General features: G+C 36.8%; 27 protein-coding genes and 1 tRNA gene. 24 read left to right on the top strand and 4 right to left on the bottom strand.

Annotated elements, in window-relative coordinates:
- From upp to V4596_06890, 3 genes are read left to right on the top strand one after another with little or no spacing between them, the layout of a single operon-like run.
- Window positions 1–633 carry a uracil phosphoribosyltransferase gene (upp, locus tag V4596_06900; GenBank protein ID MES2768859.1) on the top strand — a complete coding sequence of 211 codons (633 nt, stop codon included), beginning with the start codon at window positions 1–3 and terminating at the stop codon, window positions 631–633.
- The gene (gene udk / locus V4596_06895; GenBank protein ID MES2768858.1) at window positions 608–1273 is read left to right on the top strand and encodes a uridine kinase; all 666 of its coding nucleotides are present in this window, start codon (window positions 608–610) and stop codon (window positions 1271–1273) included. Before upp ends, udk begins: the two co-directional genes overlap by 26 nt.
- Window positions 1273–2145 (top strand): tRNA/rRNA methyltransferase, encoded by an 873-nt coding sequence (locus V4596_06890; GenBank protein MES2768857.1) that lies wholly within the window; start codon window positions 1273–1275, stop codon window positions 2143–2145. Before udk ends, V4596_06890 begins: the two co-directional genes overlap by 1 nt.
- A 34-nt stretch (window positions 2146–2179) precedes the next feature.
- Here the strand turns inward: V4596_06890 and V4596_06885 are convergent, their stop codons facing one another.
- On the bottom strand, window positions 2180–2962 hold the full coding sequence (locus V4596_06885; GenBank protein ID MES2768856.1) for a DUF6588 family protein: 783 nt from the start codon (window positions 2960–2962) through the stop codon (window positions 2180–2182).
- Between the two features lie 203 nt (window positions 2963–3165).
- Between V4596_06885 and V4596_06880 the strand changes: the two genes are divergently transcribed.
- Genes V4596_06880 through V4596_06860 form a run of 5 tightly spaced genes read left to right on the top strand, consistent with a single transcriptional unit; the run spans window position 3166 to window position 7247 of the window.
- On the top strand, window positions 3166–5178 hold the full coding sequence (locus tag V4596_06880) for a hypothetical protein (GenBank protein MES2768855.1): 2013 nt from the start codon (window positions 3166–3168) through the stop codon (window positions 5176–5178).
- A gap of 56 nt (window positions 5179–5234) precedes the next feature.
- Window positions 5235–5585 carry a rhodanese-like domain-containing protein gene (locus V4596_06875; GenBank protein MES2768854.1) on the top strand — a complete coding sequence of 117 codons (351 nt, stop codon included), beginning with the start codon at window positions 5235–5237 and terminating at the stop codon, window positions 5583–5585.
- A 4-nt stretch (window positions 5586–5589) separates the two neighbouring features.
- Window positions 5590–6015, top strand: a complete 426-nt coding sequence (locus V4596_06870) for a YeeE/YedE thiosulfate transporter family protein (GenBank protein MES2768853.1) — start codon at window positions 5590–5592, stop codon at window positions 6013–6015.
- Window positions 6012–6440, top strand: coding sequence for a DUF6691 family protein (locus V4596_06865; GenBank protein MES2768852.1), 429 nt, complete (start codon window positions 6012–6014; stop codon window positions 6438–6440). The genes V4596_06870 and V4596_06865 overlap by 4 nt, the downstream gene beginning before the upstream one ends.
- Before the next feature lie 3 nt (window positions 6441–6443).
- Entirely contained in the window at window positions 6444–7247 is an 804-nt protein-coding gene (locus tag V4596_06860) for a sulfite exporter TauE/SafE family protein (protein ID MES2768851.1), read from the top strand.
- Window positions 7248–7257: 10 nt separating this feature from the next.
- On the opposite strand, the gene V4596_06855 is transcribed toward V4596_06860, so the two are convergent.
- Window positions 7258–7596, bottom strand: a complete 339-nt coding sequence (locus V4596_06855; protein MES2768850.1) for a metalloregulator ArsR/SmtB family transcription factor — start codon at window positions 7594–7596, stop codon at window positions 7258–7260.
- A 57-nt stretch (window positions 7597–7653) separates the two neighbouring features.
- Here V4596_06855 and arsB point away from each other — a divergent pair, with 57 nt between their 5' ends.
- Window positions 7654–8700 carry an ACR3 family arsenite efflux transporter gene (arsB, locus tag V4596_06850; GenBank protein MES2768849.1) on the top strand — a complete coding sequence of 349 codons (1047 nt, stop codon included), beginning with the start codon at window positions 7654–7656 and terminating at the stop codon, window positions 8698–8700.
- Window positions 8697–9134: an arsenate reductase ArsC gene (locus V4596_06845; GenBank protein MES2768848.1), complete on the top strand. Its 438-nt coding sequence runs from the start codon at window positions 8697–8699 to the stop codon at window positions 9132–9134. Before arsB ends, V4596_06845 begins: the two co-directional genes overlap by 4 nt.
- A gap of 190 nt (window positions 9135–9324) precedes the next feature.
- Here the strand turns inward: V4596_06845 and V4596_06840 are convergent.
- Window positions 9325–9401: transfer RNA gene (locus tag V4596_06840), tRNA-Pro, on the bottom strand.
- A 238-nt stretch (window positions 9402–9639) separates the two neighbouring features.
- Here V4596_06840 and V4596_06835 point away from each other — a divergent pair.
- The 6 genes from V4596_06835 to V4596_06810 all read left to right on the top strand — a co-directional run bounded on the left by V4596_06835 (window position 9640) and on the right by V4596_06810 (window position 14086).
- Window positions 9640–10923, top strand: coding sequence for an alginate export family protein (locus V4596_06835; GenBank protein ID MES2768847.1), 1284 nt, complete (start codon window positions 9640–9642; stop codon window positions 10921–10923).
- Between the two features lie 157 nt (window positions 10924–11080).
- Window positions 11081–11578 (top strand): hypothetical protein, encoded by a 498-nt coding sequence (locus V4596_06830; GenBank protein MES2768846.1) that lies wholly within the window; start codon window positions 11081–11083, stop codon window positions 11576–11578.
- Window positions 11578–12177, top strand: a complete 600-nt coding sequence (locus tag V4596_06825) for a hypothetical protein (GenBank protein ID MES2768845.1) — start codon at window positions 11578–11580, stop codon at window positions 12175–12177. Before V4596_06830 ends, V4596_06825 begins: the two co-directional genes overlap by 1 nt.
- 24 nt (window positions 12178–12201) lie before the next feature.
- Complete coding sequence (locus tag V4596_06820) at window positions 12202–12648, top strand: hypothetical protein (protein MES2768844.1); 447 nt, start codon at window positions 12202–12204, stop codon at window positions 12646–12648.
- A 78-nt stretch (window positions 12649–12726) separates the two neighbouring features.
- Window positions 12727–13506 (top strand): nucleotidyl transferase AbiEii/AbiGii toxin family protein, encoded by a 780-nt coding sequence (locus V4596_06815; GenBank protein MES2768843.1) that lies wholly within the window; start codon window positions 12727–12729, stop codon window positions 13504–13506.
- Window positions 13493–14086, top strand: coding sequence for a hypothetical protein (locus tag V4596_06810; protein ID MES2768842.1), 594 nt, complete (start codon window positions 13493–13495; stop codon window positions 14084–14086). Before V4596_06815 ends, V4596_06810 begins: the two co-directional genes overlap by 14 nt.
- Window positions 14087–14091: 5 nt before the next feature.
- Here the strand turns inward: V4596_06810 and V4596_06805 are convergent, their stop codons facing one another.
- A complete protein-coding gene (locus tag V4596_06805) occupies window positions 14092–15282 on the bottom strand; it encodes a HAMP domain-containing sensor histidine kinase (protein ID MES2768841.1) in 1191 nt (396 codons plus the stop codon).
- Between the two features lie 189 nt (window positions 15283–15471).
- On the opposite strand from V4596_06805, the gene V4596_06800 reads away from it, so the two are divergent.
- From V4596_06800 to V4596_06765, 8 genes are all read left to right on the top strand, one after another.
- Window positions 15472–17142 (top strand): aminotransferase class I/II-fold pyridoxal phosphate-dependent enzyme, encoded by a 1671-nt coding sequence (locus V4596_06800; GenBank protein MES2768840.1) that lies wholly within the window; start codon window positions 15472–15474, stop codon window positions 17140–17142.
- 73 nt (window positions 17143–17215) lie between these two features.
- A complete protein-coding gene (locus V4596_06795) occupies window positions 17216–19009 on the top strand; it encodes an ATP-binding protein (GenBank protein MES2768839.1) in 1794 nt (597 codons plus the stop codon).
- A complete protein-coding gene (locus V4596_06790; GenBank protein MES2768838.1) occupies window positions 19006–20202 on the top strand; it encodes a response regulator in 1197 nt (398 codons plus the stop codon). The genes V4596_06795 and V4596_06790 overlap by 4 nt, the downstream gene beginning before the upstream one ends.
- A gap of 433 nt (window positions 20203–20635) precedes the next feature.
- On the top strand, window positions 20636–21226 hold the full coding sequence (locus V4596_06785) for a hypothetical protein (protein ID MES2768837.1): 591 nt from the start codon (window positions 20636–20638) through the stop codon (window positions 21224–21226).
- A 1-nt stretch (window position 21227) separates the two neighbouring features.
- Entirely contained in the window at window positions 21228–22121 is an 894-nt protein-coding gene (locus tag V4596_06780; protein MES2768836.1) for a hypothetical protein, read from the top strand.
- A 1-nt stretch (window position 22122) separates the two neighbouring features.
- Window positions 22123–23517, top strand: a complete 1395-nt coding sequence (locus tag V4596_06775) for an adenylate/guanylate cyclase domain-containing protein (GenBank protein MES2768835.1) — start codon at window positions 22123–22125, stop codon at window positions 23515–23517.
- 192 nt (window positions 23518–23709) lie between these two features.
- A complete protein-coding gene (locus V4596_06770) occupies window positions 23710–24750 on the top strand; it encodes a hypothetical protein (protein MES2768834.1) in 1041 nt (346 codons plus the stop codon).
- Window positions 24740–25897, top strand: a complete 1158-nt coding sequence (locus tag V4596_06765) for a hypothetical protein (GenBank protein MES2768833.1) — start codon at window positions 24740–24742, stop codon at window positions 25895–25897. Before V4596_06770 ends, V4596_06765 begins: the two co-directional genes overlap by 11 nt.
- Window position 25898: the final 1 nt, after the last annotated feature.

The raw sequence follows: 25898 nt of genomic DNA, 5'->3' as shown, positions 1-25898 counted from the left end.
ATGGAAGGCAAAGTTATAGTTCTCAATCATCCATTGCTGAAGCATAAGCTGGGATATTTGAGAGACAAAAATACAAAGTCAGTTGAATTTAGAGAAATCATGAAAGAGATCAGTGTGCATCTTGGTTATGAAGCTATGAGAGACTGGAAAGAGTTCATGAGCGTGGATATCGAAACGCCTGTTGCCGCAACAAAAGTAGAAAGAATCGTAAAAGCTCCCGTTATTGTATCTGTAATGAGAGCTGGGAATGCTATGTTGGATTCCATTTTAACGGTTATCCCTTTTGCTTCGGCAGGCTTTATCGGAATCTATAGAGATAAGTTCATCAACAACACGGTAGAGTATTACTTCAAAATGCCTGAAGACATTAAAGGTCGTATGGCGATACTTTGTGATCCGTTGGTTTCAACGGCGGACACGATGGTGGCGGCGATTGATCGATTGAAAAGTTATGAAGTGAAAGAGATCAAAGTTCTCACGATTCTTTTGAGTGAATATGCAAAAGAAAGAATTCATTACTTTCATCCTGATGTAGACATTTACACATTGAATATTGAAAAAGAAATCAACGAATCAGGATATTTGGTTCCGGGTTTAGGAGACGCTGGTGACAGACTTTACCAAACAAAGTAGGCCGTCAGATTCTGTGCTTACTAGTACGAGAACTAGACCCTATATTCTCGGAGTCGCTGGAGGCAGTGGCTCGGGGAAAACTTATTTTGCGAGAGACTTGTTGGATGCTCTTGGTGATAAGGCTGAGATCATTTACCAAGATAACTTCTATATTGATAACTCTAAGAAGTTTGATTTTGATGGTGGATCTGTAAACTTTGATCATCCTGAAAGCATTGATTTTGATCTTTTGGGCGAACACATTGCTCAATTGAAAGAAGGCAAAGCCGTGGATATTCCAATCTATGACTTTGCTACGCACTCGCGGAGACCAAATAAGCTCCACATTCGTCCACGGCCTATCATTATTGTGGATGGAATTTTAATATTTCATGCTGAGCAAGTGAGGAAGCATTTTGATGATATGGTTTTCTTTGATACGCCAGAAGAGTTAAGATTTGAAAGAAGGCTTGAACGTGATGTAAAAGAAAGAGGAAGAAAGCCTGAAGGTGTAAAGAATCAATTCCTCAAGCAAGTAAAGCCAATGCACGATCAATTTGTTGAACCCTCAAAAAAATACGCGACGACGATTGTAAAAGAAATTTCAGAATACGAATATATTTTGAGCGATTATTGCGCAAAACTTAAAAAGAAGACCTAATGTCACAGGTAAAGAAGAAGACAAGTAATTCATTTAAAGCCAGAAATCCTTCAAAAAGAAATCAACCTTCTAAATCACAAACACAACCACAGTTCAATATTGGAAAACCGCAAAGAGACTCTCGCTCCAAACCGAGAGACGATGGGCACTTTTCAAAAGTGTATGGAATCAATGCTTGCAAGGTATTTGCTAAGCAAAAATCTTCAAGTATCATCCGAGCTTTCTTCACTCAAAATGTGGCTCCTCAATTTTCTGATCTTATGAAAAAACTTGCCGCGCAGAAAAAAGTATATCGAATAGTGTCGGAAGAAGAATTAGAAAAAGTAAGCCAGAGTCAGCATCACGAAGGTGTTTGCTTCAATATAGAACTAGATCCTCCGATAAAGCTTTCTCAATGGCTGAATGATGAAAAGAAAAAGAAGCAGTCTTATTTATTGGCGCTAGAGAATGTGGGCAATCCTCATAACCTTGGCGCAATTATGAGATTGGCGGCACACTTTGGAGTTGATGGAATTGCCATGACCAATCCAAAAGCTCTTCAATCGGGTGCGGCGAGAAGAACAGCTGAGGGGGGAGCAGAGTTCATCAAAATCATAGAATGTGAAAGTATGAAATCTTTAATTTCAGCAGCTAAAAAAGAAGGTTATTCTGTCGCAACAACAAGTAGCCATAAGGGCAAGAGTTTGTATGAGACTGAGTTCTCGGACAAATGCGTTTTACTTTTTGGTGAAGAAGGACCTGGGCTTTCAAAAGACATATTGAGTTCTGGTGATTTTTCTATTCAGATTCCTGGAACGCAAAATGTAGAAAGTCTAAATGTCAGCTCTTCTATTGCAATAATATTAGGCGAGATCTGGAAGCAAAAGAAGTAGTAATGTCTCGCCATCTTTTTATTTAATTTTTAATTTAGAATCCAAGAGCGATTTTAACACCAATACGATTGGCATCAAAAGCACGGCTAAATTCTGCACCTAATTTAAAAAGAGCTAAGCTTCCTTCAACTCCCACTAGAAATTGAGTGCTTGATTCTTTCTTTGAATCTGACTGTGCAAGAGTGTAGTCAAAGATTGTGCCTGTTGTTCCTGTCACTCCAAGTTCATTGTCGACTTTAAGGTAACCAATCCCTACATAAGGCTCAATCAGCGGGAGCATTGGGCTCACCAGCAATTGAAGACCGGTCACATTGGTTTCATTTTTTACGGTAGCATTTTGTGCGGAAACAGTTTGCGCAAAAGAGAGTTCGGCCTTTGAATAAAAACCTCTAACGGCAACGTTGACTGGCAATACCGGAACTACTTCATTGATATTCCACTTCACTCCAAGTGAAGTCGATTGAACATCAGAGTCACCGGCAGAAACTTTTGGAATCAACACGGCTTCAATAGAGATTCCGAAGGGAACGCCGACTGCCCCCATCAGGCCTGCATTGTACAGCGCAGGGAGTTCGCCGCCGTTTCTTTTGGCGATGTCATCGAGTTTTGGTGTGGAAGTTCTTGCGGCTGTTACGCCCACTTGAAATCCAAATAGCGTCCCCATCTTTGATGCACCCATCATTGAGTTGTGGGTGAAGTTTGCCCCCATGCTTTTTGAAATCTCTTTAAGGTCATTTTGGTCAATACTATCGAAATTTGGATCTGCAAAGACCGAAAAAGGAAAAAGAAATACGATCAGTATGTTTAGAATTTTCATGTGTTACCTCGTTGTTTTAGATTTATTTTAATTTAGTTTTATGTTTCCAAATAGGTAAATATTGTGTAATTAGCCTAAAGAAGGTCCTGAAGTTGGACCTTAATGACACCAAAGGGGTGGGCACGGTACTTGAATAGCAGTAAGGGTGGGGATCAAAATGATCCTATATCTGGGCGCGTAATAAAATAGCAGGGGGAGCAACGGTGAAGAGATCATTAATTTTATTGGCATTAACGGGGCTTGTGGCATCTGAGGGTTTAGCGGGTCAGATAGAAAAAAAAGACAGTTGGATTCTAAATGAAATCAACACCAGTGACGCAGTCATTTGTGAAGCTTCAACCGTAGATAATGGCTTATTGAGAGATTATACGTTTAAAATTCAAAAAGTTAAAAATTCTCATATGCCCTTAGAAATATTTTTACATGAAAAGGGTAAGGCAGATTACGGTCCTATTGCCGCATCAATAATTAATAAAGAAATTCTTCTTTTTAGCCAAATTTCTGCTGAAGAAAAAAGCCAGTCTTTTTGGTACTTACCTGATGAGACAAAGCAGTTTGTAGATCTGCTTAAATCCACAGAAAAGTCTTTTGAGGTGAAGCCCTATGGTGACCTCAAGGGAAGAGATCTAAAGTTTTCACTAAAAGGCGCAGCTCATATTCTCGCGGCGATGGAAAAACATTGTAACGGTGGTAAATCTCTTGTGGATGAAAGGTTAGCAAAGTTAACAAATCATCCAGCAAGTTTTGACCAGGCACCAAAAGTTTTTGATGGCAGCACGGTCTCTGCAATTAGAGCAAATTATTATGAGCTTGCAGAATACTACAACCAGCTTGTAATAAATGAAGCAAGTCTTGCAAAACTTGTTCAACAGAATCTCCCAAACATTACAGAGCGAGATAATCTCCGAGTTGAGAGAACAGATCTTGTAAATAAAAAAATACCAAATTTAAAACAAGATATTCAATCTACAACGGCAAGAATTGATGCAACTGAAAAAAGATTGTTGCAACTAAAGACTGAGATCCCAGCAGCAGAAAAGCAAAAAGCTTTAGCTCAAGCTCGCTATGATGAGGCCTACAAAAAAATTGAACCTCATTTGCCAAAGCACAATCAGTTGGTCGATGAGTTGAGATATGCAGAGAATTCTTTGTCAGACGCTCTCCAAGAAGTGTCTTCCGCAGAAGATGAGATTGATAGCAACTTGAGACGCATTCAACAGCTGGATAGAGAGGTTCAGCAGTTAACACAAACTATTCAAAGACTGAGAAATGAAATCCCTTCAGCGCAAGCGGAAACGGACAGAGCGTTCAGAGAATACAATGGCTACGATACTGAGTATCAAATTCAAAAAAAGCTCTCAGAATCTAGCAGATATCGTTCGCTAAGAATGGAATCTGAAAGATTGCGTGAACAAATCAGTAGAGCGCGCGAGACACTCGGTTCTTTAGAAAGAGAACTCGGTAGAGCTAAGATGAAATTGAATGATTGCCAATCCGTAGTCGGGAATGATTGTACGGCTTTCATTAACAGAGTGAGTGAATTAGAAGGACTAGTGAGTTCCAATGAAAGAGAGCTTTCTCGTTTGGAAAGTGAATACAGTTCAGTTCAACGTGAGATGGAGAATATTGAAAATGATATTGAGCGCGAAGTTCGTAGAATAAAAGATCAGTTGAGAGCAGAGTATGATCAAGCGGCATCACGACTTAGCAATTTGAACTCTCAACTCCAACAAGCCGAGAGTGATCGTCGAGATATCGTTGAATACCAATTGCCTCGCTTAAAATCTCGTAACGAGGAACTGAGAAGACGTATCGTTGACCTTGAAAGACAGATCATTTCGTTGAGACAAGATGTGGCTCGTGCACAGAGCGAATTGAATAAATTCGATCAAAGCGTTGGTTTCAGCAAACTGGAACAGAATCTGGAGAGCGCGGAATCACAGTTGGATACGGCGAAGGATCAGCTCAGCAAATTGGTTTCTGAGGACTCTGGGTTGAAAGTGCAATTGCCACAAGATAAAGCTCGCTTAGCTCAATTGACTGAGGCTTTGAAATCAAGTGAAACGCGACTTGTACAAGTGAATCAAAGATTGGTTCAGCTGGATAAAGACCTTGCAGGTTTTGATAGTGCAAAGAGCGCTCTTGAGGAAAAAATGCTTTCCATCAAAAACCAAATTAAAGAAGCTCAAGATCGCTACTTGAGATTTTTTCAATAATAGAGTCTTCTCTTTAGAGAGTAGAGAAGTTGAGCCTGAATGTACCTGGAGGCAGCATGAGAAGAGCTGAGGCAAAAATTAATAATGGAGTCCCAGAGGTTGGGGTTGAAGGTGTTTTTAAAACATTGGGGCAAGTAAAACTTATTGATGTACGGCGTCCTGATGAATTCAACAATGAGCTTGGTCATATAAATGGCGCAGAACTTGTGACGCTAGGATTAGAGCTAACAGAATATTTAAAGGGCCATAAAAATAAAGATCAGGAAATTATATTTATATGTCGAAGCGGCAAGAGATCTGAAGCAGCAACACTTGAGGCTCAGCAGTTAGGCTTTAAAACAGTAGCTAATATGATCGGCGGTATGATTTTGTGGAACGAAAAAACATTTCCTACGGTAAAGGAGTAATGAAATGCCACAAGAATGGATAAATGCACTCATAGGTGGAGCTGTTATTGGCTTAGCGGTTTCAGTGATGCTTCTATTTAACGGAAGAGTAACGGGTGTAAGTGGAATTATTGGAGGAATATTATCTCCTACGAAAGGCGATGTTCAGTGGAGAGTTCTTTTTGTTTTGGGATTAGTGTTTGGTGGTTTTTTTCTAAAAAATTTGAGTCCCCAAGTTTTTTCAGGACAAATTGCAACGGAGAGCTGGACTCTTGTGTTAGCAGGAATTTTGGTTGGATTTGGGACTTTATTGGGAAGTGGGTGTACAAGTGGACACGGAGTTTGCGGAATGAGCAGGCTTTCTATTCGATCTGTAATTGCCACAGTCGCCTTTATTTTAGCCGGGATTCTCTCAGTTATATTTTTTAGATCTTTAGGGGTTTTGCCATGAAAAATTCATTACTCGCATTTGTAGTAGGTTTTTTATTTGCATTAGGACTTGGTTTTTCAGGAATGACAGAGCCTCAAAAAGTTGTAGGATTTTTAGATCTTTTTGGAAATTGGGATCCATCCTTGATGTTTGTAATGGTTGGAGCAATTGGCGTTCACTTTGTTATGTATAAAATTATTAGAAAAAAGAATTCACCCATACTGTCAGCGGAGTGGCATGTACCGAATAAAAAAGATGTTACTCCATCTCTTATCATAGGTTCCTTGTTATTTGGTGCGGGCTGGGGATTGGCGGGATTTTGCCCGGGTCCGGCAATAACTTCGATTGCGAGTTTAGAGATGCGGCCATTAATTTTTGTTTTAAGTATGTTGGCAGGAATGGTTCTTTTTCAGCTGGTAGATAAGAAAGTCAAATTTAAAAAGTAGGGGATGATAGTGGAAATCCTAGGTTATCTGGCATCAATATTGATGGGACTAACTCTTGGACTTTTGGGAGCTGGCGGAGCAATTCTCACAGTCCCAATTCTTGTTTATTTTTTTCATGTAGATCCAAAAATTGCAACGGTGAACTCACTTTTTATTGTTGGAATGACAGCTTTTTTTGGTGCAGCAAATGCAAAGTTCAAGAATAAACTAGACATCAAGGTAGCATTTCTTTTTGCAGTCCCAGGCTTTGTGGGTGTGTCCTTTACAAAGTACATATTTTTACCGTCGCTACCTGATCATATTTTTTCTATTAACAATTTGGAGGTAACAAAATCAATTCTCATTATGCTTGTTTTCTCTATTTTGATGCTCTACTCATCTTTAGCGATGGTTCTTGGAAAAAAAGCTGAAATACAAAGCTTAAAAAAGGATATTTCATTTTATTTGAAATTGGTACTTCAAGGGTTCTTTGTAGGATTTGTTACAGGATTTATTGGAGCTGGAGGGGGCTTTCTGATTATCCCAGCGCTGGTGGGGCTAGTTGGATTACCTATGTCTATAGCAGTAGGAACCTCTCTTGCGATTATAACACTAAATTCTGGAATTGCTTTTTTGGCGGCTTTACATAAAGGATTTATTCCTGACTGGAACCTTCTTATTAGTCTTCTTATGATATCTTTGGTTGGTTTTTTTATAGGGTCTTATTTTTCTCAAAAAACATCTGAGAAAATTCTAAAGAAAATTTTTGGCATTTTTCTTTTTGTTGTGGCCTTATTTATTTTATTTGATCAAATAAAAAATTTATAAATATTGTTTATTAATTACAATCTTCATCGTTCAAGTTTTCATACATCTTATCGCCAAAAATTTCGAATGATTTCATAAATCGCTCGAAATTCTTTTTATCAATACAGTATTTTGACCTTGGTCCATCAATTTCACCTTTAATGAGTCCTACTTCTTTGAGGGCTTTTAAGTGCTGACTGACTGTTGATTGCGCAAGTGGAAGATCTAAAACTAAATCTCCACAAATACATTCACCTCGGCGAGCCAAAGTTCTGAGTATTGCTATTCTAGCAGGATGAGACAGCGCTTTGCACCAATCGGCGAGTAAAATGTCTTTGTCTGGAAATTCTTCTTTTCTTGATAAGGCCATTCAATTATCGTATATCGTAATATTACGATAATCAAGGATTTATGCGTGAGTGTTTCAATGACTAAAAAATTATCATTTCTAGATCGATACTTATCCTTTTGGATACTCTCGGCGATGGTTCTGGGTGTGTTGGTAGGCGTTCTTGTACCTGGGGCGCCACTTGTATTGGATAGCCTCAGTATAGGCTCTACATCAATACCGATCGCTATGGGATTGATTCTTATGATGTATCCGCCACTAGCAAAGGTGAAATACGAAGAGCTACCTAAAATATTCAAGCAACCCAAAATTCTAGTATTGTCGCTTGTCCAGAATTGGATCGTGGGCCCAATTTTGATATTTTCCTTAGCGATAATTTTCCTAAAAGGTTACCCAGATTATATGATGGGACTTATATTAATTGGTCTTTCAAGATGTATTGCTATGGTTCTTATATGGAATGAGTTAGCGGAAGGAAATAGCGAATATTGTGCGGGCCTGATTGCCTTCAATTCTATTTTTCAGATTCTATTTTTTCCATTTTATGCTTGGCTTTTTATGACTTTACTTCCTGGTTATTTTGATGCTCAAGGAGTCGTTGTGAGTTTTTCCATTTGGGATGTGGCACAAGCTGTATTTATTTATTTAGGAATTCCATTTGCGGCAGGCTTTCTAACTAGACATTTTTTAAGAAAAATTAAAGGCGACAGTTGGTATCAAGCTCAATTCATCCCTAAGATTAGTCCTGTGACTCTCTACGCATTACTTTTTACTATTGTGATTATGTTTTCCTTAAAAGGAGATCAAATTGTTCAATTGCCATTTGATGTTTTAAGAATTGCAATTCCGCTAGTAATTTACTTTGTGATTATGTTCCTAGTTTCTTTTTTGATGAGCAAGGCAGTTGGAGCTGATTATTCAAAGTCCGTTACACTATCATTTACGGCCGCTAGTAATAATTTTGAATTGGCTATTGCAGTAGCAATCGCTACATTCGGAATTCATCACGGGGCAGCCTTTGCTGCGGTTATTGGGCCACTTGTTGAAGTCCCTGTATTGCTTGCTCTTGTCAGCGTATCACTTTGGATTAAAGAAAAATATTTTAAGAGTGAGGTTGTAGGATGAAAATACTTTTTTTATGTGTAGCCAATTCAGCACGAAGCCAAATGGCTGAGGGTTTAGCAAAACATCTTTTTGGAAGTAAAGTAGAAGTGGAAAGCGCTGGATCTGAACCATCAGGTAAAGTTAATCCATTTGCTATTCAGGCAATGAAAGAAATAGGAATTGATATTTCAGGTAACAGATCAAAGTTTTGGGATTCATTATCACCAAAATTTTTTGTAAGTTTAGATTATGTAATTACATTGTGTGCGGAAGAAATTTGTCCGACTTTAGGATCTCAAAAAGCTCAAAAGCTTCATTGGGGAATGCCTGATCCAGCATCAATTGGCGATACTGATATCGAAAAGCTTCAGGCATTTCGTAAAACACGGGATGAAATTTTAAAAAACTTAAAGAATTTCAAACAACCATTTGTCTTTAGAACAAAGTTCGAATGAATGCCTTTTGCAGTATTATTTGGATTCAAAGAGCAGGAAGATGTTGTCATATAAGCTGTAGCCACTGTCTTCTGAAATAGGACCAAGGTTTAATCTGCCGCGAGAACCAGCCAAAATTTGGTCTTTGGAATTGATGCGTGAAAGATACACTCTGGACTAATGACTTTTTTGAATTTTCATTCTGAAAAATTGGTCGGGAAGACAGGATTCGAACCTGCGACCCTCTGGTCCCAAACCAGATGCGCTACCAGACTGCGCTACTTCCCGACTGTGCTCAAAATGAAACTCCGAACCTACTAGATGTGCGCTAAGTATGTCAAATGCCTAATCTTTAGGCCTAACGCGTCTAGGCTATATTGTTAAATTTCTATTGCAAAATAATGGGGCGCTAATAACATTTTATCGTACGCATAAGATTTACTTTTTAAGTGTAAACAACGATTTGTGTTAGGCCTTTGGACTAAATCCAGAACCAGCACGAAAAGAAAACAACAAGGAGACAAGAATGAAAAAATTATTATTTGCATTCGCGAGCTTAGCGCTTATTTCAAACGCTGTTGCTCAAGAAGGTGCGGATATGAAATGGAATGCAGAAATGCGTTTCAGATTTACGAACACTGAGAACGAAGGGTTCGATAAGTCAGCTAATGACAACGAAACTCAACAAAGAACTAAAATCGGTGCAACAATGACTAAAGGTGAAGACCTTACAGCTACTGTGACACTTTTGAATGCTTCTACTTGGGGTAATGCTGGTGCTGGAAATACTTCAGGTGAACTTATCTCAAATGGTTCTGATTCAGAAATCTACGTATATGAAGCTTTTGCTTTCTGGAAAGCAATGGACAACTTCGCACTTAAAATTGGTCGCGGAGCACTTGATTTAGCTGACGGTTCAGTAATTGCAAAAAACGACTGGGAACAAACTCCATGGTCTTTCGAAGGTGCATATGGCGCTTACTTTACTGAATGGGCTAACATTGGTCTTTTTGGTGTAAAAGGTATGAATGACGAATCTGGAGCTACAGTTGGTGGTAACACTGCTGATATTAACTTCTACGGTTTATCAGTAGATGTTAAGAATCTTCCAGAGTGGTTAAAAATGGTTAACATCCATGCTTTACAATCTAAAGCTACTGGTGTTGGCGGTACTTTAGGTTTTGATGAGAAGTTAAGACTTGGATTAACTGTAAAAGGTGATTCTTCAGCTGTTGATTATAGACTTTCATACGCTATGTATGATGGTGAAACATCTGTTGGCGGAACTGCTGATCACGAAGCTTCTATGTTAGATGCTGAAGTTGGATTCTCTATGCCAGACGTAATGAACATGAGAATTTCTGCTCTTTATCACATGGATTCAGGTTCATCTGCAACTGCTACAAAGAACGAAACTTACGATGCATTCTTCTACGAAAGACATGCTAACGCAGGTTTAATGGACATCATCGGATGGGGTAACTCAACTTACATTAAAGTTGGTGTAGCTCTTGAGCCAATGGAAATGACAAAAGTAGGATTAGACTACTACATGTTCACAAAAACTGAAAAAGATGATTCAGTTTATAACTACTCTGCTACATCTGGTACTGGCAACTTGACTGCAATTGCAGGCACAGCTGGAACTGATGACGACGTAGGTTCTGAAATCGACGTTTGGGCAACTAAAATGCTTTCAAACGGTGCTGAATTAAACGCAAGACTTGGTTTCTTCCAAGCTGGTGATGCATTCGGTACAAGCCCAGAAGACATCACTCAAGCTTCTTTAGGCGCGACTTTCAGATTCTAATTTAGAATCTAAAGACAAAACGTCTTGATAAAAGGCTAGGGAAACCTAGCCTTTTTTATTTGAAAAAGGTCAGCAAAAAGGTGAGCCGCACCTTTTCCACAGATCTGCGTCGAAATCTACTTCAACATCCACGATATATTCGGTAGAATTGAGCTACATGAGAAAAGTTGTAAGTTGTATTTTATTGGTGATGTTTTGTTTCGTTCTGGATGCCTCAACGGGCAAGAAAAGAATCGAGCTAGATGACATCACGACCAAAGAGCTTCTTGCAATCATTCAGCAATCTGAAAAGCTCCATAAGTATATGTTCGGTCGCAAAGAACCGATGGTCACGTCTCAGATTAACCTCTTAAGAAATAATATTAAATCCACTGTAAAAAAAGTTAAGGGCCAACAGGGTCAGCATGTTTCTAAAATCCTAAATGCCGTGAATAAGGAGCTTACGAGCGCTCAGATGACATCGGGTGAGGATAGAGTAAGGTACTTGCAGCATGCGTTTAAACAGATCGTAATGCTTTATCAGAGTTACGAAATCAAAGCCTCCTACAAAGTATTTTTTTGCAAAACCGATCGCGCCGTATGGATTCAGGAAGACGGGAAGAAGCCTGAGAATCCATTCCAAGTCACATCGAACTGCGGAAGAAAAGTTTTTTAATGGATAATTTTCTAAACTCATTGCCCCGAACTGTTTTGGTTGGAGGAGCATTGGCTTTAGGACTCTTGTTTATTTTTTTCATGAATCCTCCTCACACAAAATGTGACTCTCAGTTTGAAATATTTCAAAAAGCACAAACTCCATTTTTGTATAAAGACCCTGCGAAAAAATTTATGGATGAGACGGTATTGCAATCCAGTACGAGGACTTGTAGGGATCGTAATCTTCCGGGTTCTTGTTTTCAGTTTTTTGAGGGCTTAAGATTTTTAACAAAAGACATTCAAACGGTCTCCTATGATTGCAGATCCCAAGTTTTGTCTAAGGCTGAAATCTCAAGTGCTATTTGGCAATCTTTAGGATTTATCTTTGAACTGGCTTGGGGAAAAACTGCTCCACAAAGTTATCTGGACAAAATGGGATGGCTAGATAGCGTTCACGTCAATGTATTCTGTGAACTGCAATCTCTAGCCAAAGAAAGCTTTTCTAATGAAGAGTGGGAAGCGTTTAGAGAAAAAACGCTCACAAGTCTTCCGGGCGCCTCTGCCATGGATCGTAAAGAAGTCTGGAATAGATCGCTTTTTACATTGAAATGCCCTTAAATGCCGTGATTTAATACCAAAAGAATGACGGTTACAAAAGCTACCATCAAAGATCTTCTAATAATTTTTGCCATTGAGATCCTCACGGTTCCCTTGGTTATCACTTATTTTAAATTCATCGAGCCCAAAAAATTAGCGGCAGTGATTGCTGCATCCACTTTTGTGATCACCGGTTTTATAATTTTAAGGGTTACAAGAAAATGGCCTGATGCCTACGCATCGTTTGTTTATTGGGCTGTACATATTCATATCTTTGTCTTTTCCATCCCAATGCTAGTCGCAAGAATTGCGTTCTGGGAAAAAGATTTTAGTGAGATTAAATTCTTATACTTCACAGGCCCACAATTTCACAGCTTCTCTGAAAAAGGTTACCTGATCCTGATGATTGGAACTTTGGTAGATATCCTCGTCCACGCTGTTAAGCTCAAACGCTTGAACCAGAAGAAGGAAACTACGGAGAAAAGACTTTAATCTATTTTCGTCTTTTTAACTATAATTCATTATGTATTTGAATTGACATTTTAATCAATTCAAATACATAATGTAAATATGACTGTTTACACGGACAAACAACAAAGAGAAGTATTTCATTTGCTCTTTTTAGAAAGACTGATGAAAATATCGGACCCCAATATGTACGTCCTTAAGGGTGGGGTAAATTTGCGTTTCTTCTTTCGGAGTCCTAGGTATTCCGAAGACATGGATATAGATGTTTTTGGTGGAAGTGTCGCTACGCTTAAGAAGAACGGTTATAAGATCCTACAAGATCCATCATTAATCAGGAATCTTCAAACTTACGGAATTACCGATTTAAAAATAAATGATCCTTTGAAAGCAAAGCATACTGAAACGACTCAAAGATTTCGATTTCGTTTAGTCAATAATAGCGGTGAAGAATTCCCAACAAAGGTTGAGTTTTCTCGTAGAAATAAAAATTCTAACCTTGATATTCTTACAGAAGCTATCAACCCAGAAATCATTTTTCCATACAAAAAACTCAGTTTTCAGACTCGTCATTATGGTGCTGCAACGGCTGTTGCACAAAAAATCCACGCATTAGGCGGTCGCAGTGAAGTTCAATCGCGAGATGTATTTGATCTATATGTTTTTTACTTAAGTGGAAATCTAAATAAAGATGCTATCACTAGGAATACGACTATGGAGGAGCGGGAGAAAGCACTATCATCTCTACTTATGTTAGACTACTCCGATTACAAGGGACAGGTTATTGAGTATTTGGAGGAAGAAACAAAAAATCAGTTAGGTAATAAAAAGGCCTGGGATGATATTTGCAATACGGTTATAGGTTATTTAGATGAATCAGATTGATTTTTTTAATAAAAATATTTTTTTTACGACCAGGCAGTATGCTCTTTCTCTTGGTATCCCAATTGCTACGGCTTCGAGGCAGCTTAAAAAATTGGATGGTTCGAATTCAATTCAAAGCGTAACTAGAGGAATCTGGGCGCAAATGAATCACCCGTTTTATTCTCCATATGGAGCGGTTCCATATATTTTAGGGAATGAGCAAGGTTATGTATCTTTTTTGACGGCTCTCCACCGTCATGACGTCATTTCTCAAATCCCAAAGGTTATACAAATTGCTACGACGGGGCATGGCCGTAAGCTTTTTAATAAATTAGGTGAATTTGAATTATTTCATATACAGCCGAGTCTTATGCAAAATGGAGTTAATGTGCACGAGGGAAAACTTGTATACAATATGGCAACAGCCGAAAAATCTTTAATAGATACTCTATATATTTCCACAAGGAAGGGGAATCGCTTCTCAAAATTTCCAGAGCTCAATTGGGACGCTATAGATAAGAAAAAACTCAAGCAAATGATTTCTCATCTAAAGCCCAATATACAAAAATTAATTAATAAGAAATTAAAATTAAATTTTTAATTCAATTAGAATTTTGAAATGGAAACATGAACCAATGTGCCGAGATTAACTTTTGACGACAGTTCGATCCTGCCATTGAATTTTTCTATAATTTCTTTTGCATGGGCAAGCCCCAGTCCGGTTCCTGTCGCTTTACGAAAGCTAACTCCACGCTCAAATAATTTTTCGATAATGTCTTTCGGGATACCTTTTCCGTTGTCTTTAATTTGTATAGAAAAAGAATTTTGATTTTCACTTAACATTAAATCTATAACTCCACTAGAATCCTCAAAAGCTTCGATAGAATTATTTATTATATTCGATAAAACACGTTTTAATTCAAACTGTAGTTTAGGATCCTTAATTTTATATTCTATGTTCCCATGAATTAAAATTGTATATTTTCTAAAATTTGATTGAAGAAGTATCTTTTCTTCTTTTAAGGACTCAACCAATTCACTGATTGTTTGTTCATCAAAAGCATTTTTGCTTTCGCTAACTTCTATTTGGTTTGTGAATGTTTTTCTGTATTCATTCATTAAGAAATCAGCGATTCCGTTGATTCTTTTTGCTGAGTCAGACACTATTTTTAGCTTCTTAGAATCAATATCATCAAATGAGCTAATGAAGTTTTCTAATGCCATAACTGGAGAGCGGATATCGTGGGCAGCCTGTGTGGCAATATTATTTAATTCTTCAAGTTGTTTTGATTTGTCTAAGTTTTGCTTATATTCTGATTGCAGTTGCTCTAAGCCTCGAATTCTCCAAATCCCGAAAAATGCCGCTAACAAAATTAAAGTCAGCATATTTCCCCAATGAGCTCTCTCTACAAATACATCCGATACTAAAATCCAATAAATACAATAGAGAGAAAACGATATAGAGTAGAGCCACAAAAACCAGCGCTTGTTAATGACCGCAAGGCAAGCTGTTAGTACTACATAGAGTCCGGTGCTATGAACCATATTTTTATTTACTGCGACTAAATAACTATAATCTGCTGTTACCAAGAGAATTCCAAAATAAGCAATCAGTTCGATGTTTAAATTTCTAAAAATTAAATAACAAAAAACTAAAGTTATAAATGGCGATGAGACAATCAGACGATGACTAAAAGAATCAATTAAAATTCCAGGGCAAGTAATTGGAGTAACATATCCCCAAAATAAAAATACTACGATTCCTATAAGGCAAAAAGATAAATAAAATTTGTTCATATTTTATATATTACTAGCATAGAGAAGAAGGTCCAGGTTTTTATAACTTCAGAACTTTAGGCTTATCGACTTTCATCGCTATTTAAAAATTTCTTACTATTTAAATTATTTTCGCTACGGAGGTCGAGTATTCGGGCTTAAGTAAGCAGTGTATAAGCCGATGATAAGCTTATGGAAAAGGTATAAATTATGGCAAAAAAAGTACTCAGAAGAACTCGATACCAAATAAAAGATAAACAAGAGTTGAATATTCATTTAACTTCTCTTTCCGGAGAAAGAATTCTAGGTAAGGTGAGAGAAGTTTCATCGACCGGACTTTCTTTTGAATTGCAAGTTGCCTCAGAAGAGTTACCAGTTTTAAAAGATCAAGTTCTATCTGAAGGAAAGCTTGTCTGGGAAGCGAATGAATGGGCGTTTGGTAGATCTGTTGTAAAATTCGTTCATAAGTCAGAAAGTAAAGTTACTCTAGGAATTATGTTTATTGATAGTCATGCGCCGATTGAAGGTCCATTAAGCAAATGCTTTAAAATGAATCTCGAAGGAAACATGGCAAAGTCTGAACTAGAATATAGCTCAGACAACTCATCATTGGCTGACTTCCTTGGTAAAGATGATGGATCAGTCGATATATTTAACAAAGCAAAAAAATATCACTTCTATCACAACTCATTACAAAAATCTGTACGTTGGGGATATTGGATTCCACGAGAGCCAAGTAAAGGTATTCGAGTTACATTGACTAAAAAAAGATCAGATGGTCGTAATGATTTCATAGTTATGTCGTCAAACGATTATCTAGGCTTATCTGCACGTCCTGAAGTCGTTGAGGCTACAAAAATAGCTTTGGATAAATATGGCTTCGGAGCTACAGGATCACCAATCACATGCGGTCAAACTGAAGAGCATGAAAGACTGCAAGAAACTTTATCAAGAATGTTTAGAACAGAAGCGACTACATTATTTAATTCTGGATATGCTGCGAATATAGGATTGATAAGTAGTTTAGTGGGGCCAAATGATTTAGTTATTGCTGATATCTTATCACATGCTTCAATTTACGATGGTATGCAATTATCTCAAGGTGTAAAAAGATTTTTTAAGCATAATGATATGGATCATCTAGAGAAAGTTTTATCTAGAACACGATACGAGTCGAATGGTTGTTTGATCGTTGCTGAAGGCGTGTTTTCAATGGACGGTGATGCCGCTCCACTTAATGATATTGTAAGTTTAGCTAAAAAATATGATGCACGAGTAATGATCGATGAAGCGCATTCATTCGGAGTGCTTGGTAAAAACGGATTAGGTCTTTCGGAAGAATCAAATCTCCTTGGGGGAATTGATCTTACTATGGGAACTTTCTCTAAAATCTGCGGAACTATAGGTGGATTTGCCTGTGGTTCAAAAGAGCTTATCGATTGGTTAAACGTTTCCGCAAGATCTGTATTCTTTAGTGTGGCATTACCACCATCAACAGTGGCTGCTACTAATAAATCATTAGAATTATTTCAAAGCGAACCACAGTTATTAGGTAAACTAAGATCGAATATTGAGTTCTTTACATCGGGTCTTAGAAAAATGGGATTCGATATTCCAAAAGATCATAAAACTGCAATTGTTCCAGTTGTTATTGGAGACGAAGAAAAATTAGGTAAGATGTATAAAATCCTTTATGACTCTGGCATATATACTATTCCAGTGGTTTATCCAGCAGTAAGTAAAAATACCTGTAGATTTAGGTTTACCGTATCTGCCCAGCATTCATTGAGTGATTTGGATTATGCATTGCTAGTTATAAAAAGAGCTATGGAAAAAGTTGGACTAGCGCCAAAAGAAATAGCTCTGAAAGAGTCAGCATAATGAACCGATTGGGTTTTAGGTTTTTTTTTACCTACTAATTCTAATTTTCACCAATCAAGCCTTCGCTTCGAATGTGTGGACAATTACTAGCGACTGGTCTAAGAATTCAAAAAATAATTATCAAGCAGAATTCCAAGCAAATATTAGTGATTTAAATTGTAGGGAAGGACAAAAATTAGTTTTTCCCAATGTGATGCATTCATTCCAGAAAGTTTCTATTGATGGATCATTAATATATTCTTACGGAGATGAGGGACAAAACTACATAAGATCAATTTATGGATCTCCGGTCCTGCCATGCGAATCTATTCGAGGTGAGAAGATAAGTTGGATAGTGATTTCTCCTTTCAAATTTTTTGCAAAAGTTAATTCTTATCCCTATATATCAAAGTATTCTGAAGTGATTAATAGAATTGAGATTAAGCATTTAGCTATTTATGGTGCTTTATTTGTATTCGCCTTGGTATTGTTTTTTGGAATTAAAACTCAATCTCTATATATGCAGTCTGTTTATCTAGGATTGTTCTCTGTTTCTATGAGTGCATTTTTTCTATCTAGTGTATTGGGATTGGTTGGTATAAAACTTGATTTGCTATTGGTAGATAAAATAGCTGCATTCAGTTTGGGAGTTGCCACATTTTCATTTGTGAGCTTTCTAAAAGTTAGAGGGCTACTAGCAAAAAAGATATTCTATGTATTTTGTTTTTTAACTATTCCTGGAACTTTGGTAATACCATTCTTATCTAGCGGAGATACGATTCAAGTATTTCTGAATATTATTTTTGCTCCTGGTGTTTTATCCACATGGATAGCGTTTTATTCGGAGTTTAGATTTAATATTCATTCCTCTTGGAAGGCTAAGGCCCTTGATTTGGCGGCCTTATCATCTTTTGCGGGAGCCACTACTTTAGATGTGTGCTATACAATGGGTTTGCATAATTACGGAATGGTTCTTGGATACGGTGTTCTAGGTACGGTGTTCTTCTTCACGAGATCACTTCAAACCGAGATTAATCAGACTTACCAAGAAAGAGATTATCTCAGAGAAAATCTAGAGCTAGAGGTTAATAGAAAAACGATTGAATTAAAAAATAAAACCGTTGATTTAGAAAAGACCATGCTAGAACTCAAAACAACTCAAGCCGAATTGGTTCAAACAGCTAAGCTGGCTTCCCTGGGTACTTTGGCGGCAGGTATTGCTCATGAGATTAACAATTCTGTGAATTATGTCAATGGAGCACTGGTTCCTCTAGAAAGAATTATTGAGAAAAATATTACAGATGAATCTTCTAAAAATAAGACTGAAAAATTAATGAAAGTTATGAAAGAAGGTCTAGGTTTAACAATAGATATTATCAAGAGTCTAAGAAATTATACAGGATTAAACCAAGCTCAATTCAATGACTTAAATATAGATGAAATTATAAACTCCGTACTTACGATTCAAAAAAATAAAATTTCAAATAAAATCAAAGTCAATTTAGACATTCCTAATAATTTAAAAGTATACGGTAGTGTGGTTGGCCTGAATCAAGTGCTGATGAACTTAATCTCTAACTCTATAGATGCAATGCCTGATGGTGGTACGCTCGATATTAAAGCTCAAGAAGTGGATAAATTTGTTGTGGTAGAGGTGAGTGATACAGGACACGGAATTCCTGAAAATATTCAAAGTAAGATCTTTGATCCATTTTTTACGACTAAGCCTGTGGGAAAAGGGACTGGACTAGGCTTGCACATAGTCTTGAATGAAATTAAAAAACACTCTGGAGCTATAGACGTTAGTTCTGTAATTAATGAAGGAACCAAGTTTACGATAAGATTACCGATAAGTGATATAGCTGGAGCAAAGGATAAAGTCGCATGAAGCCGCTCATTTTTTATGTGGATGACGAACCACATAATTTGACAGTATTTGAGGCCGCACTCGGAGATGAGTGGGAGGTGCTTACTTTTGACAATCCAATGCAAGCTCTAAAGGAAATGGACAAAAAAACTCCTTGGATTATTGTTTCTGATCAAAGAATGCCAAATATTTCTGGTGTAGAATTTTTAGAACTATCAATGAAGCTTCATCCGAACGCTGTAAGAATGATTGTGACAGGCTATTCAGATGAAAATCTGGTTGTGGAGTCGGTAAGAAGAGCAAAGGTTTTCGACTATATCAGAAAGCCTTGGGACTACGACGATCTTGAAAAAAGTTTAGCAAGAGGCATAGAGTTTTACAAAACGGACACTGAAAGAATTAGGCTACAAGAAGAAGTTAAGAAAAGAGAAGAAGAGCTTAAAACTCGCAACAACGAGCTCCTTCAGATGACCGTAGACCTTGAAAAAGCCAATAAGAATGAAATAAAAATGAGACAAGAACTTGAGTGTTGGGTTCCGCCTTTTGTGCTTTGGGCAATCAACGATAACAAAATTAAATTTCCTATGAAGAAAGACATCGTAGGAATTACTTTTGACATTATCAATAGCAGTGCGATTCACGAAATTAAAGTTAAAGAAAAATCACTCAGGGGAGAAATTATTAGATTGTTCTCTGAGTTGATCATTAAGCATGGCGGATGGAGAGAGTCTCACACGGGAGATTCAGCCTACGGTCATTTCGGACTATTCGAAGACTCACAAAATCCCCGTGAGGCAGCCTTAGCGGTAGCACGTGAGTTCAGAGTTGCTTTAAGAAGTCTCTGTTCAGTGAATAACATAAGCGTAGAGTGTGGCATTGCATTGCACACAGCCAAAGACAGTGTCGTGGATATACATACTGTTCAATTGAATACTCCTAAGGGAAATATCATTCAAAAATCATTTGATACAACTTCATCTGATATCGATTTACTGCACAGAATAGAAAAATTTGTCCACACGTTACCTGGCACAAATATTATCATGACAAAAGATTTCCTACATGGCTTGAACCAAAAACCAGAGAATATTATCGCTTTGGGAAGTCATAAATTTTTAGGTCAGAGCAATATGGCAGAACTCTATTTAATACCAAGTGATAGAGTTAAGCCTGAAGACATAGACAGCCTCAAGCAGGTTTCTAAAGCTGCTTGAGTTTTTAATTTATAGATCAGTATTATCTCTCCAATCTCTTGGTGCTCTTTATTTAATATGCTTTCTACAAGTTTGTATTCTAGGTTTTTAATCAAGAAATATTGGGTCTCTAATTTTTTATTTTTCTCTAGAAAAAGAGAAATTTGTTGTATAATTGTTTCTGGTGTCGTGTGCATTCTACCTCCTGGACAGAGGTAGATAAAGCAAGAGTCTAGCCGTAAATAATTCATTAAATGGCCCTATATCGATTTTAAATGTGAATTTAATCTCAATTATTAGAATTATCTAAACTTTAAGAATTTAATTGTTAATTAAATTAATTGTTAAATAAATTTTATTAACAAGACTTAATGGTGTAAGTTAATGGTTTTTTTAATGTTTTAAGCGTTCCAAGCCGATAATTAGATGTATTGGAATGTATATAAAGGTTGATATGCTAAAGCTGAATAATATAAGAGAACTTAAAAAAGACGAAGAATCAGAAGGTGATTTAAAAGGATTAAATCATGATCAATTAATCCAAAATACAAAGCCCTATGTGTTCATGGCCATAAAAAATGTTGATATAGAAATTATTTATAAAATTTCTGAGATATTTCATTTATTGGTTGAGCAGAGTAATAATGAAGAATGGATTCTCGTATTGCAAAATAAATCTGAAAACTTCAAAGAAGATGCATTGATCCTGACAGCTGCTGCAATTGTATTAACTAAATTCGATTCAGGGTGCAGCGTATTTGTGGGAGTTTCTCAGTTATTGAGAGCATTGCTGAGTCAATCAAATAAGCCTCAAAAAGATTTGTCAGTTGGAGAGCAATTGGAGATTAATGGGTGCAGTTATCAGGATGCAATTTTAACATTGTCTCCTTGGGTACAGTTAATTTTAAAACAATCAGGTATTCATTGTGTTACTTCAGATAAAAATAGAATGTTAGCAGACAGAGTTGATATAGAAAAACTATTACATGAATTTACAAATGATACGAATACAGTAAGAAAATATAATTTAGAGAAAGTGGGTTAATATGAATAATATTATTCCTGCCTCAATCATTACAGTTATATGGCTAGGTTCATTTGTAATATCATCCACCCCATACTTACTAGTGGATAGTAGTTCAAAGATAGTCAATTTAAGTTTGATAGCATTAGGTTTATTATTATTTGTTTTTACCTCTACGATCATCGCTGGAGTGGTGAGCTTAATCGGTAAATCTGGGATTAAAAGAGGCAAGTTTCCTAGAGATTTAGATCATCCTGTTTACTTCAAAAGAAGAATATATGGTATTTGCTGGACTCAGTTATTTTATTTTAAACCTATCTATTCAGTTGTTATTTCGATTCCTATTTTAAAAAAAATTGTATTTAGATTGTTTGGATATAAAGGATCGATGGATATAACTATTTATCCAGACACGTGGATTAGAGATTTACCTCTATTAAAATTTTCTCCAAAAACTTATTTGTCTAATCGTGCCACGATTGGCTCTAATATTTGTCTTAATGATGGAACAATTTTAGTTGACGGAATTACAACGGGTAATTCAGCTATGATTGGTCATTTGGCAATGGTGGCCCCAGGGTGCAAAATAGCGGCTAAGAGTGAGGTTGGTGTTGGAACGGCTTTAGGAATTAGGGTAAGAATGGGTACATCTTCAATAATTAAACCAACATGCGCAATTAACCATGGTGTAGTTATTGGCGATAATTGTGATATTGGTTCTCATACATACTTGGGGTTAAAAACAATCATTGGTAATAATGTAGTTCTACCTCCTGGCTCTAACATTCCAAATGGCAGTACGATTATGAATCAAGAAGAAGCAAATAATTACTATTCTTCTGAAACACTAAAGTTAGAAAAACAAAAAGATACAATGGCGCAATTATTAATTAAAACATTAAATCACGGGTCGTAGTTTGTTAAACAATGAAGATTTACTAAAAGTAAATGAAAGTCTTCTTAGAGGAGTGGTCAGTAGAGCTGGCATTCTCAGTGGTATATTTTGTGTTGCGTTTACTATCTATGGCTTTAGTAGTTACGAATTTATTACGACATTTCATCCGGAATTAACATTGCTAAACAACGTATGGCCAAGATTTATTTTTAACACAATACCGCTTGGTCTTTTTTGGTATTATTTTAGAAACTATCAAGACAACGTTAAGCTAAAAGTGATAATGTGGACATTTGGACTACCGCTGATTCTGGTTTCTGCCTGTTTTATTCACGTGTGGCCAATAATTTATTCAGGGCAATCAGAGATTATTTTGTATGTTCACTCGGCAAATGCATTTATTATTACGATGTGTTTTCTTACAGTGTCACCACCGCCTAAATATCTATATTTTCAAGGTCTAACTTTAACAACAATCTTTGTCGCACCATTGGCATGGATGTTATATAAAAATAACAGTTTTATTTTACTGAAGACAGTCTTGAGTGATTTAGGGATTGCTTTTGTTGCATCAATTATTATTGCTCTTCAAATTTACAAACTTAGATTAAAGATTGCTACTTTCGATATTAAAGTGAAAAGATCTGCTGCTCCATTCTTAGGAGACAGGCTTACAAAAGCTCTTTATGAGCAAAACGAAGACTTATTAAAAGAAAGAAAAGTTGATGCTATAATTGTCATGGTGGATATCAGGAATTATTCAGAATTTTCTAATAAAAACAGTGAGCAATTAGTTAAAGACTTTATGAATGAATATCACGCCAACGTATCTAAGATATTCAATGATAAAGGCGGCTATTTGCACAAAACGAGCGGTGATGGGCATATGGTTTCATTCGGCGTTATGGATGAATCTCCAGACTTAAAAGACTTACCTGGTTATGATACTGAAGGGCTTGCTGCAGAAATAAAGCTTGGTAGAGCGAGGTTTACGAATGCATTAGCGGCAATGGCAACCTTAGCTTATCAATTTGATACTTTGAAACAAAAGTATGATGTCACAGAGAATATGGCTTTAGGAATCGGAGTAGCTGAAGGGGACGTAACTGTAAGTGTACACGGCGATGAACATCGCAAAGAGCTAGATATTAGCGGTAGAACTATTATCTTATCGTCTAGGCTCGAGACTTATTCAAAGACTATTAAGAGTAAAATTGCTCCTACGCAATCAGTAGTTGTTTTGCAATCTACGTTATCTCGGCATTTTGAAGACAATCATAGAATGTTTAAAAAATGGGATACACTGGAGTTAGATTTAAAAGTTAGAAATTTCCCAGAAATTGATCACGTGTATTATCATGTGTTTTTCAATAAATATGAAAAGAGAGAAAGCATTCTCAAATTGCGAGCCAGCTAAGCCGTTATATATTGACCCAAATAAAAAATTATTTTCGTCTTTTCTTAAGAAAGAGCCTAAATTCAATAATCTAATTTCTTAGAACCTCATCCGGAATTCCGGACAACCTAGGTTTAAAACCTGTTTGTTTCAATTTGAGACGCAAAATCTTGGCCCTTTGATTGCTCTATTGAGGGGAGCCAAGGAGGCTCTATGCTAAAATTTTTGCTACTTTTGTCTTTTTTGCAAGCAAACCCATATCCAGACACCAATAAGGCTTTATCGAATATCAATATGCTAGGGCCTACGCTTTTAATCGGATTATCAAAGTACGTGGATATGAATTGTCAGCATCAGACTCAAAATGTGGATGAAACTTGTTTTATACCTAAAGTTTATGGAGATTATTTAAAATCAGCTTCATTTCTAAAAGAAAAAAGTTCAGCGGAAATTAATGATTTATATATTCCTGAAGAAATAACAAATGTGGATTATAGAGCTACCAATTGGCACCTTGGCCCTTTCACGACAACCTCAATTCATGCACAAATTATTGAGAATATATATAAAGTAGAAATCACTAAGCATCTGCTTTCTTTACTCGTAGAAAAATTCAAAGACAAGTTAGATACTTGGTACAGTCAGATCCCGAGACCCTACAGATATCATCATATACCTTTGATGGTGGCGTGGTTATCGGGCTCATCAAAATTTTCTCAGTATTATCATTTTACCAGAGTCCAAACATGCTTGGCGGGTCAACCACTGTGTCTAGATCAAAATAAGCAATACAGATCAGTAATTGCAAGTGTAAGACAAAAATTTTCACAAACAATTATCAATACTAAAAGCATGATCGAAAATTACAGCCCTCAACCATGGGAAGAGGCGAGACTTCTAAAGCAAATCTATGATCTCGATAATCACATTATGAATCTAAAAAAATTAGACCTGAAATCCACTTTAGCTCTATGGAAAGGCGATATCAGTTCGCTACTGGGCTTTCAGAGTTATTTCGAAGAAGTGATGAGCATCACTTCAATGCCAAAAATGTTGTCCGACGCGAATCAAGTTATGCTCTACAGACAGGTCATCAACTTGAAAGAAATTGAAAGAATCAGTCAAGAGCCAGTACCAAGTGCGGACACGAATACAGCATTACACGAACTATTGAGTGATTCTGTTAGTGAAACTGTAAATACAATCGGAGAATTTTATTTAGCAAGAGAAAGAGATGTGACAAATGGTTTATAAATTTTTAATCTTAATTTCATTATTGGTGATTACGGCTTGCAAAGATAATAAGGGTTGCGTGAACTGTGATGTCCCAAAAGTTCCGGTGTCTTCATCTACCAAGGCTCCCTCCCTAGCTGATATTGTGGCCCCCAAAGACCAATCTATTAGATTGGTCACGGCAGAGTACGCTCTTGACGATAAGACTTTAAAAATCAGTAATCTTGGCTGGTGCAAAACCTTTCCCGGACATTCCGGTGCTCTTAAAGAGGAAGACAAGTGCGCAAGGATCTATGACTACTCTAAAATCGAGTATGATGGGAAAATCTCTTATCTCTACAGAGAAGTAGCTTCGAGAAAGCCTTTCGTAAAAATTCCAAGTTTAACCGGAGTTAGCAGCCAAAAGTCATCTTCGTCAAAAAAATGGGAAGAAGCATTGGCTGAAAGAATTGAATCGGCTGTACGACACGAAGTTAAAAGAACTTTAAGTTTAGAAGATTGGAAGTATCAATTGGAAGTACTTCAAAAGCTTCAAACATCGCGTTGTAAATCAAGTAAGTATCATGCAGTAGCGGTTCGAAATCATCCTCTAAAAATGGGAAATCGATTACTCAATACCGACAATATTTTTTATCTAGATACGGTATTCAATACAGTAACTGTCGCCGAAATTGATCTCAAAAAATCAAAGGTTATTGGATTCCCTCTATTGTTAGACGGCTACAAATCAGTCAGTGCAAATAATTGGGATGATTCCTCGGTGCTGGCTAGCAGAAATAATGAAATCACAATGTACGAATCAGATAGAATTGATGATCAAAATCCTATTCGAAGAACAGACATGCAATGGTTTTTCACAAATTGTGGTATCTATTATAACTCTGTTCTCAACGAAAATATCAATACTCATCAAACTCCATCACTAGCATTTTTTCCAACATTTAACTCTAAATACGACAGAGAGATCTCTCAAGAAGTAGATCGCGTACTTGAGACCATGGAAAAATCAACTTACAAAGAGGCTACTGATTATAAGCCTATCTTGACCCGCCAAGAAGTGGACGGCCTAGTGCCAGCAAAAGAAAATTTATCCACAAAGGCCTTAGAATTTTTAATTAAAGATGGTTACGAAATTTATAACTTACAACAATTTAAAAGAGGAATTTAAT

It is taken from the genome of Bdellovibrionota bacterium, from assembly GCA_040386775.1.
Taxonomy (GTDB): Bacteria; Bdellovibrionota; Bdellovibrionia; order Bdellovibrionales; family JAEYZS01; genus JAEYZS01.
The sequence above is the reverse complement of the archived record's forward strand: the minus strand, read 5'-3'. Positions and strand labels throughout refer to the sequence as shown.

Excerpts from the sequence above, each read along its gene's own strand:
- V4596_06790 (MES2768838.1), top strand. The coding sequence starts at position 19,006 with ATGAAGCCGCTCATTTTTTATGTGGATGACGAACCACATAATTTGACA.
- V4596_06820 (MES2768844.1), top strand. The coding sequence starts at position 12,202 with ATGACGGTTACAAAAGCTACCATCAAAGATCTTCTAATAATTTTTGCC.
- arsB (MES2768849.1), top strand. The coding sequence starts at position 7,654 with ATGACTAAAAAATTATCATTTCTAGATCGATACTTATCCTTTTGGATA.
- V4596_06780 (MES2768836.1), top strand. The coding sequence starts at position 21,228 with ATGAATAATATTATTCCTGCCTCAATCATTACAGTTATATGGCTAGGT.
- V4596_06860 (MES2768851.1), top strand. The coding sequence starts at position 6,444 with ATGATAGTGGAAATCCTAGGTTATCTGGCATCAATATTGATGGGACTA.
- V4596_06845 (MES2768848.1), top strand. The coding sequence starts at position 8,697 with ATGAAAATACTTTTTTTATGTGTAGCCAATTCAGCACGAAGCCAAATG.
- V4596_06800 (MES2768840.1), top strand. The coding sequence starts at position 15,472 with ATGGCAAAAAAAGTACTCAGAAGAACTCGATACCAAATAAAAGATAAA.
- V4596_06835 (MES2768847.1), top strand. The coding sequence starts at position 9,640 with ATGAAAAAATTATTATTTGCATTCGCGAGCTTAGCGCTTATTTCAAAC.
- upp (MES2768859.1), top strand. The coding sequence starts at position 1 with ATGGAAGGCAAAGTTATAGTTCTCAATCATCCATTGCTGAAGCATAAG.
- V4596_06830 (MES2768846.1), top strand. The coding sequence starts at position 11,081 with ATGAGAAAAGTTGTAAGTTGTATTTTATTGGTGATGTTTTGTTTCGTT.
- V4596_06765 (MES2768833.1), top strand. The coding sequence starts at position 24,740 with ATGGTTTATAAATTTTTAATCTTAATTTCATTATTGGTGATTACGGCT.
- V4596_06815 (MES2768843.1), top strand. The coding sequence starts at position 12,727 with ATGACTGTTTACACGGACAAACAACAAAGAGAAGTATTTCATTTGCTC.
- V4596_06870 (MES2768853.1), top strand. The coding sequence starts at position 5,590 with ATGCCACAAGAATGGATAAATGCACTCATAGGTGGAGCTGTTATTGGC.
- V4596_06875 (MES2768854.1), top strand. The coding sequence starts at position 5,235 with ATGAGAAGAGCTGAGGCAAAAATTAATAATGGAGTCCCAGAGGTTGGG.
- V4596_06865 (MES2768852.1), top strand. The coding sequence starts at position 6,012 with ATGAAAAATTCATTACTCGCATTTGTAGTAGGTTTTTTATTTGCATTA.
- V4596_06825 (MES2768845.1), top strand. The coding sequence starts at position 11,578 with ATGGATAATTTTCTAAACTCATTGCCCCGAACTGTTTTGGTTGGAGGA.
- V4596_06890 (MES2768857.1), top strand. The coding sequence starts at position 1,273 with ATGTCACAGGTAAAGAAGAAGACAAGTAATTCATTTAAAGCCAGAAAT.
- V4596_06885 (MES2768856.1), bottom strand. The coding sequence starts at position 2,962 with ATGAAAATTCTAAACATACTGATCGTATTTCTTTTTCCTTTTTCGGTC.
- V4596_06855 (MES2768850.1), bottom strand. The coding sequence starts at position 7,596 with ATGGCCTTATCAAGAAAAGAAGAATTTCCAGACAAAGACATTTTACTC.
- V4596_06770 (MES2768834.1), top strand. The coding sequence starts at position 23,710 with ATGCTAAAATTTTTGCTACTTTTGTCTTTTTTGCAAGCAAACCCATAT.
- V4596_06810 (MES2768842.1), top strand. The coding sequence starts at position 13,493 with ATGAATCAGATTGATTTTTTTAATAAAAATATTTTTTTTACGACCAGG.
- V4596_06785 (MES2768837.1), top strand. The coding sequence starts at position 20,636 with ATGCTAAAGCTGAATAATATAAGAGAACTTAAAAAAGACGAAGAATCA.
- V4596_06805 (MES2768841.1), bottom strand. The coding sequence starts at position 15,282 with ATGAACAAATTTTATTTATCTTTTTGCCTTATAGGAATCGTAGTATTT.